The organism is Moritella marina ATCC 15381, from assembly GCF_008931805.1.
GTDB classification, from domain to species: domain Bacteria; phylum Pseudomonadota; class Gammaproteobacteria; order Enterobacterales; family Moritellaceae; genus Moritella; species Moritella marina.
Window position 1 is genome coordinate 4071954 of record NZ_CP044399.1, and the last position, 14255, is coordinate 4086208.

Sequence of the window (14255 nt, forward strand, 5' to 3'; positions counted from 1 at the left end):
AATCACGTTAACCTTTCCAAAATGCAGGGGTTATGAGCACTAACACAGTCATGATCTCTAATCGCCCCATCAGCATACCTAAACTGAGCGCCCATTTTGCGCTATCGGGTAGGCTAGCAAAGTTACCTGATGGCCCAATGACTGGCCCTAATCCTGGACCCACATTCGCAACCGCTGTTATGGCGCCAGTAATACTTGTGATAGGATCTAATCCGAGTAGGCTCAATATCGCCGCTAATATGGCGATCGTGGCAATAAAGGCGCTGCCAAAAGCAACCACAGAACGCACTATCACATCATTGACATTACGACCGTTGTAGTGCTGTCTAAACACCCCCGATGGATGAACGAGCTGTGACATTTGCTTGCGAAATAAGGTAAAGGCAATTTGAAAGCGGAAAATTTTAATGCCGCCTGATGTCGAGCCAGAACAGGCTCCGGTAAACATTAAACCCGCAAATAATACCGTTGTAAATTCCCCCCAAGTACCGAAATCTGTTAAGCCGAAACCCGTTGTCGTGACCACTGATACAATATTAAACATACTAATACGTATAGCATCGGTGAGACTGAAAACATCTTTTTGCCAGAGGTATAGCGACATAGTGAGTGTCATGATCAGTACCAGTTTGGCAAAGCCGATGATCTGAGCATCCTTAATCAGGACTTTGATATTGCGGCGGTGAATGGCTGTGATCAAGAGCAAGAAAGGCAAGCCCCCCAAAAACATAAAGAAGGTACCATTCCATTGCGCAGCGTTGGAGAAATGCGCCATCGATTGATCGGAAGTGGAATAACCACCTGTCGATAAGGTCGTCATGGCATGATTCACAGCTTCGAAACTGGTCATTCCTGCGCTTAGATAACCAAAATAACACAACAGGGTTAAGCTTAAATAAACATACATTACGTAGGCGGCGGTATGTTGTGTTTTGGCGGTGTTTTTATCAGACCAATCAGATGATTCAGTTTGGAATAAACGCATGCCACCGACGTTGAGATAAGGTAGTACTGCTACGCCCATTACCACAAAGCCGACACCACCTAGCCATTGTAAAATTGAGCGCCATAACAAGACACTGTGCGCAGTGCTATCTAAATTTGATAATACGGTAGAACCTGTGGTGGTGATACCTGACATGGTTTCAAAATAAGCATCAGTATAGCTAATATGCTGGATCAACATGAGCGGTAGTGCTGCAAAGGCAGACGCAATTATCCACACACAAGTTGTCAGCAAAAACATTTCGCGGATACCAAGTTTGAACTCTTTAGATCGACCTTTATGCCAAAATAAACCCGATGCAATTGTCGTAATAATGATGGATTTAAAGAATTCAGGCACGCCATGGCCATCGGTATATATAGCTAATACCAACGGCGCGATCATGAATAAGGCAAGGGCGCGTAATACGACACTGGCCATAAATAATATGGGTTTTAAATTAACCATAAAGCGATATTCTATCGGTGTTTATAAGAAAAATGGACTAGGTTGGAAAAGTTTCTCTACATCTGGGATAAACTTTTTATCAACCAAAAACATCACCACGTGATCATCTTGTTCAATCACGGTTTTGTCGTGGGCAATTAATACGGCATCATTACGTACTATCGCGCCAATTGTCGTACCTACAGGTAGTTTTAAACTACCAACTGTGCGACCCACAACACGAGATGTTAATTTATCACCATAAGCAATGGCTTCAATTGCTTCAGCTGCGCCACGACGTAACGAGTAAACGTTAGCTATACCAGCTCGTCGAACATGGGTTAATAGCGCTGAAATGGTGGCTTGTTGCGGTGAGATCGCAATATCAATAGTGCCGCCTTGTACAAGGTCAACATAAGCACCGCGTTGAATTAGTACCATGGCTTTTTTAGCGCCCATGCGTTTAGCGAGCATGGCTGACATAATATTTGCTTCATCATCATTGGTGACGGCAATAAAGACATCGGTTTGATCGATATGTTCTTCATTTAGTAATTCTTGATCGGAGGCGTCACCACAGAATACGATCGTATTGTTGAGCATTTCTGATAACTGTTCTGCGCGAGTGATATTACGTTCGATCAGTTTTACCGAATAATCACGCTCTAAACGGCTCGCAAGTGCAGCACCAATATTACCACCGCCAGCGATAATAATACGGCGATAAGGATTTTCTAGTTTTTGTAACTCACTCATTACTGCGCGGATATTGTTGCTTGCAGAGACAAAGAAAACTTCGTCATCGGCTTCAATAATGGTCGTACCAAGTGGACGGATCGGTTTACCTTGACGGAAAATAGCCGCCACACGGGCTTCAACATTGGGCATGTGTTCACGTAATGCAGCAAGGGCATTACCGACCAATGGACCACCGTAATAGGCTTTTAATGCAACGAGTCCGACTTTGTTATTCGCAAAGTTGACTACTTGCAGAGCTCCTGGGTAGTCGATAAGACGTTTAATATAATCGGTAACCAGTTGTTCGGGAGCGATTAAATGGTCAACCGCGATCGCTCCGTTATGAAATAAAGTTTCTTTGTGGTCTAGATAAGATTCGTTTCTGATCCGGGCTATTTTATTCGGGGTGTTAAATAGGGTATAAGCAACCTGACAAGCGATCATATTAGTCTCGTCATTGTTGGTTACTGCGACGAGCATATCGGCATCTTGTGCACCCGCTTCGCGAAGTACGTCAGGGTTAGCCCCGTGACCCTCAACAACACGTAGATCAAATTTATCTTGTAAATTTCTTAGGCTACTACCATCGCGATCAATAATGGTAATGTCATTATTCTCACCTACTAGATTTTCAGCTAGTGTGCCGCCAACTTGGCCAGCCCCGATAATGATGATTTTCATTTAACCTCGCACCAAATAAAATTGTCGTGATCTGTTCGTTAAGGCTATTCTACGCCTATCTAGGCTAAAGTCGAACTAAGCTAAAGCAGAGTTAAAGACAATAGTTTAATAACGCCAATAGTTTATAGCCAAATGATAATAATTTATCCGTTGGCTATAAAGGCTATACCTACCCAAGTAGCTTGGGTATTATTACGCTTTTTTTTGTAATTTTGCGTAGAAGAAACCATCCATACCTTGGGTATTCGGTAGGATCTGCCAGCTAAATGCTTGGTCGTCACTGTTTGGATTTAGTGGTACTAGCACTGCATCAGTTGTACGCGCAACAAATTGGCTAATTTGCTCACTGTTTTCAGCAGGCAGAATTGAACATGTTGCGTATAATAGGGTGCCACCAGGTTTAAGTTGCTGCCACATAGCATCTAATATTTCAGATTGTAGTTGTACTAATGGCGCTATATCGGAGTCGCGACGTAACCATTTGATATCAGGGTGGCGACGAATCACACCAGTAGCGCTACAAGGCGCATCTAGCAGAATACGATCAAATTTATCGCCTTTCCACCAACCTTCTGGTTTGCTGGCATCACCATGAATTAGTTCAGCTTCTAATTGCATACGGGTTAGATTTTCTTGTACGCGTGCTAGACGTGTTTCATCAAAATCTACCGCTACAAGATGCTTTAGTGCTGGTTGACGTTCTAAAATGTGGGCTGTTTTACCACCTGGAGCTGCACACGCATCAAGTACGAGTTCACCAGGCTGTGCATCTAAGAATTGCGCGGCAAATTGTGCCGCGCCATCTTGTACTGAACTATGGCCTTCAACAAAACCTGCAAGTTTGTAAACATCAGTCGGTTTTTCTAAACGTAACGCTGTATCCGCACTTTCAACTATGTCTGCTACAATTTCATCTGCGGCTAATAATGCTTGGTAATCTTCACGGTTATGATGTCGTTGATTAACGCGGATCCACATCGGTGGACGCTCGTTGTTCGCCATTAATACGTCTTGCCACTGCTTTGGATAAGCCGCTTTAATACGCTTGATTAACCAACCTGGATGACCAAATTTACACGCATCATTACCGTCTGCTAAGACTTCTAGGTCGTCTTGTTGGCGCTGGTAGTTACGTAGAATCGCATTCACCAAGCCACTTAACTTAGGTGATTTTAATACTTTAATCGCGTTAACAGTTTCAGCAACTGCAGCGTGTGCTGGAATACGCATGTATTTTAATTGGTATAAACCAACCAGAATTAGGAAATGCACAGGTCGCTGTTTACCAATTAGTGGCTTGCTCATTAGCTGACGACTAATAAATTCAAGGCGCGGTAACCAGCGCAGTACGCCGTAACAGATCTCCTGTAGTAAAGCACGATCCTTGGCAGGTAATAATTGCTGTGCAATCGGTAAGGCTGTCGTCAATGACTGGCCTCTATCAACTACTTGGTAAAGTACTTTTGCAGCGCTAGCTCTGGTTTTCATGTATGTATATCCGCAGTAGAACCGTTTAACATTGCTAAACGGTTATAAATATTAAATTGAATTAAGTAATTGATCGACAGTAAACCACTCTTTACGAGCGTTTAATATGTCTTGTACTGGCATTGCTTTCTTACCAGCAAGTTGCATATTTAATAGTGTTAATACACCATTGCCTGTTGCGACTTGAATACCTTGTTTAGTTGCTGAAATAACAGTCCCTGGTTGTGCATCCGTTATCTCATCGCTAACGCTTGTTTGCCAAATTTTAACATTTTGTTCGGCAATTTGGGTGTAGCTTACTGGCCAAGGGTTAAAAGCACGTACTTGACGTTCAATTTCTACAGCAGATTGCGTCCAATCTATGTTGGCCTCTTCTTTACTTAGCTTTGCTGCATAGTTGGACTGTTCGTCATTTTGCACTTCAGCAACGGCAGTGTTGTTACTGATTTGTGCTAATGTTTCTAGCAAGCCTTGTGGGCCAAGCTCTGCTAGTTTGTCATATAAACTGGCACTGGTTTCATCATCCGCAATCGGGCATGTGACTTTATGTAGCATTGCGCCAGTATCAAGGCCTAAGTCCATTTGCATAATGGTTACGCCTGTTTCAGCATCGCCAGCCCAAATCGAACGTTGGATTGGTGCTGCACCGCGCCATCTCGGTAGTAATGAACCGTGCACGTTAATACAGCCTAAGCGTGGTGTATCAAGTACGACCTGCGGCAAGATTAAGCCATAGGCAACGACAACCATTAAGTCAGCATTTAACGCGGCTAATTCTTGTTGAGCGTCTTCCTGGCGTAAACTAACGGGTTGGAATACAGGGATGTCATGGCTAACGGCAAGCTGTTTTACATCACTTGGCTTTAGTTTTTTGCCACGTCCTGCTGGGCGATCGGGCTGGCTATATGCAGCGATCACTTCATGCTCTGAATTGATTAATGCAGAGAGGTGTTTGGCGGCAAAATCAGGTGTGCCGGCAAAAATAATACGTAGTGGTTTGGTCAAGGTTAATTCCTAATTTGTATTCTTATTTGTTTTGACGTGCTAGCTTTTCTAATTTTTTTCGAATTCTTTGCTGTTTTAGCGGTGATAAATAGTCAATGAACAATTTCCCATTCAAATGGTCTACTTCGTGCTGCAAACAAATGGCTAATAAATCATGCGCTTCTAGTGTAAACTTATTTCCGTCACGGTCTAATGCTGTTACTGTCACGCTTTCCGCGCGGGGCACGAAAGCACGTGATTCTGGTACCGATAGGCAGCCTTCTTCAATCCCCGTGTCACCGTTTTTTTCGGTAATTTCAGGGTTGATAAGGATCAGAGGTTCATCGCGTTTTCCTGACACATCGATAACGACAATGCGCTGTAAAATATCGACTTGTACAGCCGCTAAACCTATGCCTTCTTCGGCATACATGGTTTCGAGCATGTTATCGATAATGATTTGTGTTGCTGGTGTGATTTCCTGCACAGGTTGAGCAATCTTTTTCAATCGGTCATCAGGAAAATGTAAAACTTCTAATATAGCCATGGTACTTTCTTATTTTGAATGGATTCAAATAACGCTTAATTTTGACGTAAAACGTTACAATAATCACTATAAATATAAGCGTTCAAACAACAATTAGGAAAGGATATGTCCATAAAACGTCGTTTGATCTTTGCTTTAGCCGCTATTTTACCTTTTTTAGCGCACGCTGATAGCTTAAACTTAAAAAATCAATATCCCACTGAATATATCGTTAAAAAAGGCGATACGCTCTGGGATATATCAAGTCAATATTTACAAAGCCCTTGGCTGTGGCCACAATTATGGGATGCAAATCCTGTATTAGCGGATCCGCATCTTATCTACCCCGGCGATAAACTACAATTAATCTTTGTTGATGGTCAACCGCGTTTAGTGCGTAATCATGTGCGTAAACGCATACTTAAAGTATCCCCTAAAGCACGACCTGAATTAAAAGGTAGCCGTGCTATTCCGACGATACCATTAAAATTAATTAATTCATTTTTGAGCCGGGATTATGTGGCGACGGATGAAAAATTAAAACAAGCTCCTGTGATCTTAGGTAATAATGATGGTAATAGCACTTTCATTGTTGGCCATAGTATATTTGCATCAAGTTCGTTGAAGCCCGGTCAATACGGTATTTATCGCCGGGGCCGTGTTTATACTGACCCAATGACGAATGAAAAACTCGGTAACGAAGTTGAGTTCATTGCGATAGCGCACGTTGTTAATACAGGGACGGAAACTATCCCCGCGAAATTATCGATTTTGAAAAGCAGTAAAGAAGCGCGTAAAGGCGACCGATTATTGCCTATGCCAGAACAAGATCGGTTACCCGTTTATTTTCAACCGCGTAATTTTCAATTGTCGAGTGATGGTTTAATTGTTGCTGCTGATGAGCAGTACAGCGCGATTGGTAAAAATGATGTCGTGGTGATTAATCGGGGCTGGCGTGATAGCGTGGGTGCTGGTGATGTATTTGCAGTATTGAAGCGCGGTAAAACGATTATTCGTCATGAGCAAGATCTCGATTTTGATTATACTGATCAAGTTAACCAATACGATAAGCTGTTTTCTGACAAAAATGAGCTACAGCTCCCAGATGAACGAGTCGGAGAAATGATGGTGTTCAAAGTTTACGACAAAGTTAGCCTTGCACTCATAACACATAGCTCTCAAGTGATTAAACTTAACGATAAGGTAAGTAACTTATGATAACTAGGGAGTAAAGGGTAATTATGGTTAATGAGCAAGATAAATATTGGTTAGCATTATATGACGTTCCCAAAATAGGGGGCAGTAGAGCGCTAAAATTATTACAGAAAACATCATTAACTAAATTATTTACTAGTTCTGCGCAGTATCTACAATCTCTTGGTTTAGATACTGCGCAGCAACAAGCCATCCTACATCCAGATTGGCAGGCTATTGATCGCAGTCTCAATTGGCTGGCAGAGCAAGACAATCGTTACTTAATTCCTATCATTGATAATCACTATCCACTGGCATTAAAAAATATTCCTGCTCCACCGCTGCTTTTGTATCTCGAAGGTAACGTGGAATTAATCTCGAAACCACAGATCGCGATGGTTGGTACACGAGCGCCGAGCTATTATGGTAAAAGGTATGCCCACACTTTTGCGGCAGAATTAGTGCAATTAGGGCTCGTTGTCACTAGTGGTTTGGCTATTGGTGTTGATAGCGAATGTCACCGTAGTGCATTAGCCGTTAAGGGGGACACAATCGCCGTGTTAGGCTCAGGTCTAGCAAATGTTTATCCTAAACGACATCTCAAGTTAGCCCAACAGATCCGAGAACAAGGTGCGTTGGTTTCGGAATTCAGTCCTTTTACCCAAGCCCGGCCGGAACACTTCCCACGTCGTAATCGTATTGTTAGTGGTCTTTCACTTGGTGTCGTTGTGGTTGAGGCTGCACTAAACAGTGGTTCATTGATTTCTGCACGTTATGCCCTTGAACAAGGCAGGGAAGTCTTTGCTTTGCCTGGTGTAGTTGATAATCCTACCGCTGCTGGGTGTCATCATCTCATCCAGCAAGGGGCGAAACTGATTACGCAAACAAGCGATATTACTGATGAACTCACATATATAAATGTACGTACGAAATTTGAGCAAACAGACCTGTTCAACTCTGATCCCGAAACTGTTTCATTGCCAAATCAAATTATCTTAGATAGTGTCGGTTATGAAGTAACGACAGCAGACCTAATTGCTGAGCGCAGCCAGCAATCTGTTAGCCAAGTATTAACGAGTTTAATTGAACTGGAACTTGATAATTGGATCAATGCTGTGCCCGGTGGTTATGTTAGATCGCAACGGAGGGGCTAATGTTAGATATACTTATTTATCTTTTCGAAAATTTTTATGAACAAAATGAATCTGAGTTCTTAGTTGATCGAGATAACTTGCTCGATGAATTAATTCAGGCCGGTTTTGCTGAAGCTGAAATACATAAAGCTATTACTTGGATTGAGAATTTAGTCGAATTACGCAGTGGTGGTGTGCAAACTCACCTGTTGGTATCGAGCGTTGGTTCGATGCGGATTTATACTGATACTGAGCAACTCTTCATAAACACGGAATGTCGTGGTTTTCTGTTATTTTTAGAACACATCAACGTACTTAACATTGAAACCAGAGAAATGGCTATTGACCGCTTGGTTGAATTGGAAAATACCAATTTAGATCTTGAAGATATTAAGTGGGTCATTCTTATGGTGCTTTTTAACGTGCCAAATGGTGAGCAAGCCTATCTACAAATGGAAGAATTAGTGCATGAAAAAACGCTCAATTACTTGCATTAAAATTGAATGATACTGTGAAAGGGCGATTTTAATTGCATTAAATACTGGCATAATATGTCGATTTTGCTAATATTCGCCCATCAATTATTTACTTAAAAATTGTTCAAATGTCTAAAAATGACGAAAAATTGTTTACAGTTCATGAACATGCCTTGGAGAAAGAGTACGAGACGTGCCCGCAATGCGGTGCTGAGTTAAGTATTAAAAATGCCAAATCCGGGCCCTTTTTAGGTTGCAATAATTATCCAACTTGTGATTATTCACGCCCATTATCAAATCAATCTCACTTTGAAGATGACAAAGTGCTTGTCGGTTCTGAATGTCCAGAATGTCAGCACGAACTCGCATTGAAACGCGGCCGTTATGGCTTTTTCATCGGTTGTACCCAATTCCCCACTTGTAATTATATGTCGAAAACAGAAACGCCAGATGAAACTGGTATCGACTGTCCGCAGTGTAAGTCGGGTGAATTACTGCAGAAGAAATCACGTTTCGGCAAGATATTTTATTCTTGTAATAAATACCCTAAATGTAAATACATTATTAATTTCAAACCTGTTTCAGAAGAATGTCCCGATTGTAAATGGGGCATTTTAGTGGAAAAGAAAACCAGTAATGGAAAACAACTTATTTGTCCGCAGAAAAGCTGTGGCTATAAGCGTGCTTTATTAGAATAGTGATTAACACTATCAATTAATTTAACCAATTAAAAATAACTCATACGGAAAGGGAATAATTATGTCTACACAATTTGTTGCAGTATTAATGGGCTCAGATTCAGATTTACCTGTGATGCAGGCTACGCTGAATGTACTTAAATCATTTGAAATTAAGTATGAAGTAAAAGTAACTTCTGCTCACCGTACTCCAGCAGCGACACATGCGTATGTGACTGATGCAGAAAGTCGTGGTTGTGCTGTATTTATCTGTGCTGCTGGTCTAGCTGCACATTTAGCTGGTGCAGTTGCAGGTATCACAACGCATCCTGTTATTGGTGTGCCAATTGACGCAGGCCCATTACAAGGCATGGACGCGTTATTATCAACAGTGCAAATGCCAGGTGGTGTACCTGTTGCTTCTGTTGCAATTGGTAGTGCTGGTGCTAAAAATGCGGGTTACCTTGCAGCTCAAATGTTAGCAATTGGTAATCCAGAAATGGCAGCGAAAGTAAAAGCTGAGCGCGCAGCAAATGCAGCAAGTATCATTGCTAAAGACGAAGCATTACAAGCTAAATTAAAAGCGCTGTAATTGTCATCGGCAATTAACTGAGCTTATAACTGTCGTTATAGTGTAAGAAATGGTAGCGTAAGCTACCATTTTTATTTATGAATATTAATAATAGATATAACCTTGTGAATAATTCAACCGCTATTAGTAACGCTGTTACCGCGTTAAAAAACCAGCAAGTTATTGCTTATCCAACTGAAGCTGTATTTGGCTTGGGTTGCGATCCGATGAATGAAACTGCAGTCCAACGCCTACTTACCATTAAACAACGCCCTATTGAAAAAGGACTGATTTTAATCGCTGCTAATTTAGCGCAATTAGAACCCTATGTAGATCTAAGTAAGTTAACCGCCGAACAAATCGATAAAATTAAGCAAACTTGGCCAGGACCCGCAACTTGGGTTATGCCTGCTAAGGCACAAGTACCTAAATGGTTAACTGGGAAATTTGATAGTATTGCTGTACGTGTTTCAGCGCATTCGACAGTACAAAAACTATGTCTAGCGTTTGGCGGACCGATCACTTCAACGAGTGCAAATTTAACAGGACTGACACCTTGTGTTACGACTGCAGAGGTTACTGCGCAACTTGAACCATTACTGGGTGCTATTGTGGATGAAACGGTAGGACAACTTGCGCAGCCAACAACAATAACAGATGCTGTGACAGGTAAGGTTTACCGCTAATGTTATATAGGTTGATAATACCTATTGACCGATATAACCAAGACGTTGTTTACTAGGTGCTTTCTATCTCATTACAGGAGTTATGCAGAATGGATCATTATGCCGTATTTGGTAATCCAATAAATCACAGTAAATCACCTATGATCCACGGCTTATTTGCTCAGCAAACAGCACAGGACCTCAGTTACCAAGCTATTGAAGCGCCAATTAATGGTTTTGTTACTGCAATGAATGACTTTTTTTCTCAAGGGGGGAAGGGTTGTAATATTACTGTACCTTTCAAGGAGGAAGCATTTTCATTCGCGCAACAGTTAACACCTCGAGCACAACTTGCTGGTGCAGTGAATACCTTGTTGCTGTCTGATGATGGTCAGGTTATTGGCGATAATACTGATGGTTTTGGTTTAGTGCATGATTTATTGCAATATATGGTGCTCGAAAATAAACGTGTTTTATTACTGGGTGCCGGTGGCGCTGCTCGTGGTGTTATCGGTCCGTTATTAGATCAAGGTATCACTGAGTTAGTTATTGCAAATCGTACCGATGCAAAGGCGCAACAGCTGGCTACCTTATTTAATAATAGAGGGGTGGTTACTGCATGTGGTTTTACCGCGCTGACAGGTGATTTTGACCTTATTATTAATTCTACATCAGCAAGTTTATCGGGTTTAGTTCCTGCTATTTCGCCTACATTGGTAGATAACAATACAATCTGTTATGACATGATGTATAAAGCAGATGCCACTGCATTTAATTTATGGGCGGCAGATCAAGGTGCGGAGTTGGTCATTGATGGACTTGGTATGTTGGTCGGTCAAGCGGCAGAAAGTTTTAACGTTTGGCGTGGTGTTACGCCTGATATGGCTCCTGTGCTTGAAGTATTAAGAACTACAATTAAATAGTGCTTGGACTATCAGTTTCTAGAACAGATAAGATAGAAACGCGACGACTTATTATAAATGAGTACTATTAATAGTACTCATTTGTATTATAGTGCTTAGCTATATAGTAATAAGTAGTGGTGTATTAACCACTTAAGTTATTTATGAATCGGACTATTGGTTGTCTTCTATATATTCATTTTTGAGCACGACATAATTATCGGCAGATTGCTTCAAGAATACTACCTCATCAACGGTTAGTTTTCTTGCTTGCTTTGCTGGACTGCCTATATACAAGTAGCCACTGACGAGTGTCTTTCTTGGTGGAACTAAAGTGCCAGCACCAATCATCACATCATCTTCAATAATGGCACCATCAAGAATAATGGCACCCATCCCGACTAATACACGATCACCAATAGTACAAGCATGTAATAGTGCTTTATGACCAACAGTGACATCTTCTCCGATAACCAATGGAATACCAACAGGGTTTGCTGGACTTTTTCGGGTGACATGTAAGATACAACCATCTTGTACATTAGTACGGGCGCCAATCGATATTTTATTTACATCTCCACGAGCAGCAACAAGTGGCCATATACTGGCATCTTCGGCTATTGATATGTCCCCGATGAGTACTGTTGATTTATCTATATAGGCAGAGTTAGCTATTTGCGGTGCGATCCCTTGGTATTTTCGAAGTGAAGTGTTCATTATTGTCCTTAAATCGTCGTAAATGTTAGTCAAGTGCTCAAATAGCATGATAAACAACCAAGCATAAGAGTGCTATATTATTTTCTTAAAAATCACTTGCCTGTAAACGTTAAATCCCTATAATGGCGCCTCACTGACACGGCAACAGCCGCTCAGTAAGGTGTTTAAAAGCAATTTAGGTTATTTTTTAAGCTTCTTGAATAAAGCATAATATATGCTTGACTTCGAAACTGGTTGCCGTAAGATACGCAGCCTGACTACGACGAAAGGCGTCAAGGTCAACGCTCTTTAACAATTTATTCAAGCAATCTGTGTGAGCACTTGCAGAGATATAATGACCAAAAATTATATCAATGTAATTGTGAACATTAAATTAAATCGAAAGATTTGGTTTTATAAACAACAAACCTTGGTTTGTTGTTGAAGTACAGAATTCATTGAGCCGACTTAATCAGCATCGCTGATTAGTCAAAAAACTTTTAATTGAAGAGTTTGATCATGGCTCAGATTGAACGCTGGCGGTAGGCTTAACACATGCAAGTCGAGCGGAAACGAAGAATAGCTTGCTATTCTGGCGTCGAGCGGCGGACGGGTGAGTAATGCTTGGGAATCTGCCTAGTCGAGGGGGACAACAGTTGGAAACGACTGCTAATACCGCATACGACCTACGGGTGAAAGGGGGCCTCTTCTTGAAAGCTCTCGCGACTAGATGAGCCCAAGTGGGATTAGCTTGTTGGTGAGGTAAGAGCTCACCAAGGCGACGATCCCTAGCTGGTCTGAGAGGATGATCAGCCACACTGGAACTGAGACACGGTCCAGACTCCTACGGGAGGCAGCAGTGGGGAATATTGCACAATGGGCGAAAGCCTGATGCAGCCATACCGCGTGTATGAAGAAGGCCTTCGGGTTGTAAAGTACTTTCAGCGAGGGAGGAAAGGTGGTAAATTAATACTTTACCACTGTGACGTTACTCGCAGAAGAAGCACCGGCTTAACTCCGTGCCAGCAGCCGCGGTAATACCGGAGGGGTGCAAGCGTTAATCGGAATTACTGGGCGTAAAGCGCATGCAGGCGGTTTGTTAAGCGAGATGTGAAAGCCCCGGGCTCAACCCAGAACTGCATTTCGAACTGGCAAACTAGAGTTCTTGAGAGGGTGGTAGAATTTCAGGTGTAGCGGTGAAATGCGTAGAGATCTGAAGGAATACCAGTGGCGAAGGCGGCCACCGGCAAGTAACTGACGCTCAGATGCGAAAGCGTGGGTAGCAAACGGGATTAGATACCCCGGTAGTCCACGCCGTAAACGATGTCTACTCGGAGTTTGGTTCCTTGAGAACTGGGCTCTTAAGCTAACGCATTAAGTAGACCGCTCAGGAGTACGGCCGCAAGGTTAAAACTCAAATGAATTGACGGGGGCCCGCACAAGCGGTGGAGCATGTGGTTTAATTCGATGCAACGCGAAGAACCTTACCTACTCTTGACATCCATAGAACTTTCCAGAGATGGATTGGTGCCTTCGGGAACTATGAGACAGGTGCTGCATGGCTGTCGTCAGCTCGTGTTGTGAAATGTTGGGTTAAGTCCCGCAACGAGCGCAACCCTTATCCTTATTTGCCAGCACGTAATGGTGGGAACTCTAAGGAGACTGCCGGTGATAAACCGGAGGAAGGTGGGGACGACGTCAAGTCATCATGGCCCTTACGAGTAGGGCTACACGTGCTACAATGGCGCATACAAAGGGCTGCAAACCAGCGATGGTAAGCGAATCCCATAAAGTGCGTCGTAGTCCGGATTGGGGTCTGCAACTCGACCCCATGAAGTCGGAATCGCTAGTAATCGTGAATCAGAATGTCACGGTGAATACGTTCCCGGGCCTTGTACACACCGCCCGTCACACCATGGGAGTGGGCTGCACCAGAAGTCATTAGCTTAACCTTCGGGAGGGCGATGACCACGGTGTGGTTCATGACTGGGGTGAAGTCGTAACAAGGTAGCCCTAGGGGAACCTGGGGCTGGATCACCTCCTTACGTAAAGTTGTTAATTTTTGTAAGTGCCCACACAAATTGCTTGAATA

Annotated in this window: 13 protein-coding genes and 1 rRNA gene; 8 read left to right on the top strand and 6 right to left on the bottom strand. The window is 42.5% G+C overall.

Annotated features, from left to right (window positions below; translation table 11 throughout):
- Positions 1-7 precede the first annotated feature (7 nt).
- From FR932_RS18325 to def, 5 genes are all read right to left on the bottom strand, one after another.
- Positions 8-1453, bottom strand: a complete 1446-nt coding sequence (locus FR932_RS18325; protein ID WP_019442400.1) for a TrkH family potassium uptake protein — start codon at positions 1451-1453, stop codon at positions 8-10.
- 21 nt (positions 1454-1474) lie between these two features.
- Entirely contained in the window at positions 1475-2851 is a 1377-nt protein-coding gene (trkA, locus tag FR932_RS18330; RefSeq protein WP_019442399.1) for a Trk system potassium transporter TrkA, read from the bottom strand.
- Between the two features lie 192 nt (positions 2852-3043).
- Positions 3044-4339: a 16S rRNA (cytosine(967)-C(5))-methyltransferase RsmB gene (gene rsmB / locus FR932_RS18335; RefSeq protein WP_019442398.1), complete on the bottom strand. Its 1296-nt coding sequence runs from the start codon at positions 4337-4339 to the stop codon at positions 3044-3046.
- Between the two features lie 51 nt (positions 4340-4390).
- A complete protein-coding gene (gene fmt, locus FR932_RS18340) occupies positions 4391-5344 on the bottom strand; it encodes a methionyl-tRNA formyltransferase (protein ID WP_019442397.1) in 954 nt (317 codons plus the stop codon).
- 22 nt (positions 5345-5366) lie between these two features.
- On the bottom strand, positions 5367-5870 hold the full coding sequence (def, locus tag FR932_RS18345) for a peptide deformylase (protein ID WP_019442396.1): 504 nt from the start codon (positions 5868-5870) through the stop codon (positions 5367-5369).
- Positions 5871-5975: 105 nt separating this feature from the next.
- Between def and FR932_RS18350 the strand changes: the two genes are divergently transcribed.
- The 7 genes from FR932_RS18350 (at position 5976) to aroE (ending at position 11488) form a co-directional block, all read left to right on the top strand.
- Positions 5976-7067 (top strand): LysM peptidoglycan-binding domain-containing protein, encoded by a 1092-nt coding sequence (locus FR932_RS18350; protein ID WP_019442395.1) that lies wholly within the window; start codon positions 5976-5978, stop codon positions 7065-7067.
- 23 nt (positions 7068-7090) lie between these two features.
- Positions 7091-8197, top strand: a complete 1107-nt coding sequence (dprA, locus tag FR932_RS18355) for a DNA-processing protein DprA (RefSeq protein WP_019442394.1) — start codon at positions 7091-7093, stop codon at positions 8195-8197.
- Positions 8197-8673 carry a DUF494 family protein gene (locus tag FR932_RS18360; protein ID WP_019442393.1) on the top strand — a complete coding sequence of 159 codons (477 nt, stop codon included), beginning with the start codon at positions 8197-8199 and terminating at the stop codon, positions 8671-8673. Before dprA ends, FR932_RS18360 begins: the two co-directional genes overlap by 1 nt.
- Before the next feature lie 107 nt (positions 8674-8780).
- Positions 8781-9350, top strand: a complete 570-nt coding sequence (locus FR932_RS18365; RefSeq protein WP_019442392.1) for a DNA topoisomerase family protein — start codon at positions 8781-8783, stop codon at positions 9348-9350.
- Between the two features lie 61 nt (positions 9351-9411).
- The gene (gene purE / locus FR932_RS18370) at positions 9412-9921 is read left to right on the top strand and encodes a 5-(carboxyamino)imidazole ribonucleotide mutase (RefSeq protein WP_019442391.1); all 510 of its coding nucleotides are present in this window, start codon (positions 9412-9414) and stop codon (positions 9919-9921) included.
- A 77-nt stretch (positions 9922-9998) separates the two neighbouring features.
- Positions 9999-10586, top strand: a complete 588-nt coding sequence (gene tsaC / locus FR932_RS18375) for an L-threonylcarbamoyladenylate synthase type 1 TsaC (protein ID WP_019442390.1) — start codon at positions 9999-10001, stop codon at positions 10584-10586.
- A gap of 89 nt (positions 10587-10675) precedes the next feature.
- Positions 10676-11488: a shikimate dehydrogenase gene (gene aroE, locus FR932_RS18380; protein ID WP_019442389.1), complete on the top strand. Its 813-nt coding sequence runs from the start codon at positions 10676-10678 to the stop codon at positions 11486-11488.
- Between the two features lie 153 nt (positions 11489-11641).
- Here the strand turns inward: aroE and FR932_RS18385 are convergent, their stop codons facing one another.
- Positions 11642-12184 carry a gamma carbonic anhydrase family protein gene (locus FR932_RS18385; protein WP_019442388.1) on the bottom strand — a complete coding sequence of 181 codons (543 nt, stop codon included), beginning with the start codon at positions 12182-12184 and terminating at the stop codon, positions 11642-11644.
- A 480-nt stretch (positions 12185-12664) separates the two neighbouring features.
- Here FR932_RS18385 and FR932_RS18390 point away from each other — a divergent pair.
- Positions 12665-14208: ribosomal RNA gene (locus tag FR932_RS18390) — 16S ribosomal RNA — on the top strand.
- Positions 14209-14255: the final 47 nt, after the last annotated feature.

Bases quoted from the DNA above. Each gene is read 5' to 3' on its own strand.
- aroE (WP_019442389.1), top strand. From the start codon at position 10,676: ATGGATCATTATGCCGTATTTGGTAATCCAATAAATCACAGTAAATCA.
- FR932_RS18350 (WP_019442395.1), top strand. From the start codon at position 5,976: ATGTCCATAAAACGTCGTTTGATCTTTGCTTTAGCCGCTATTTTACCT.
- FR932_RS18325 (WP_019442400.1), bottom strand. From the start codon at position 1,453: ATGGTTAATTTAAAACCCATATTATTTATGGCCAGTGTCGTATTACGC.
- FR932_RS18360 (WP_019442393.1), top strand. From the start codon at position 8,197: ATGTTAGATATACTTATTTATCTTTTCGAAAATTTTTATGAACAAAAT.
- FR932_RS18385 (WP_019442388.1), bottom strand. From the start codon at position 12,184: ATGAACACTTCACTTCGAAAATACCAAGGGATCGCACCGCAAATAGCT.
- dprA (WP_019442394.1), top strand. From the start codon at position 7,091: ATGGTTAATGAGCAAGATAAATATTGGTTAGCATTATATGACGTTCCC.
- trkA (WP_019442399.1), bottom strand. From the start codon at position 2,851: ATGAAAATCATCATTATCGGGGCTGGCCAAGTTGGCGGCACACTAGCT.
- purE (WP_019442391.1), top strand. From the start codon at position 9,412: ATGTCTACACAATTTGTTGCAGTATTAATGGGCTCAGATTCAGATTTA.
- tsaC (WP_019442390.1), top strand. From the start codon at position 9,999: ATGAATATTAATAATAGATATAACCTTGTGAATAATTCAACCGCTATT.
- def (WP_019442396.1), bottom strand. From the start codon at position 5,870: ATGGCTATATTAGAAGTTTTACATTTTCCTGATGACCGATTGAAAAAG.
- rsmB (WP_019442398.1), bottom strand. From the start codon at position 4,339: ATGAAAACCAGAGCTAGCGCTGCAAAAGTACTTTACCAAGTAGTTGAT.
- FR932_RS18365 (WP_019442392.1), top strand. From the start codon at position 8,781: ATGTCTAAAAATGACGAAAAATTGTTTACAGTTCATGAACATGCCTTG.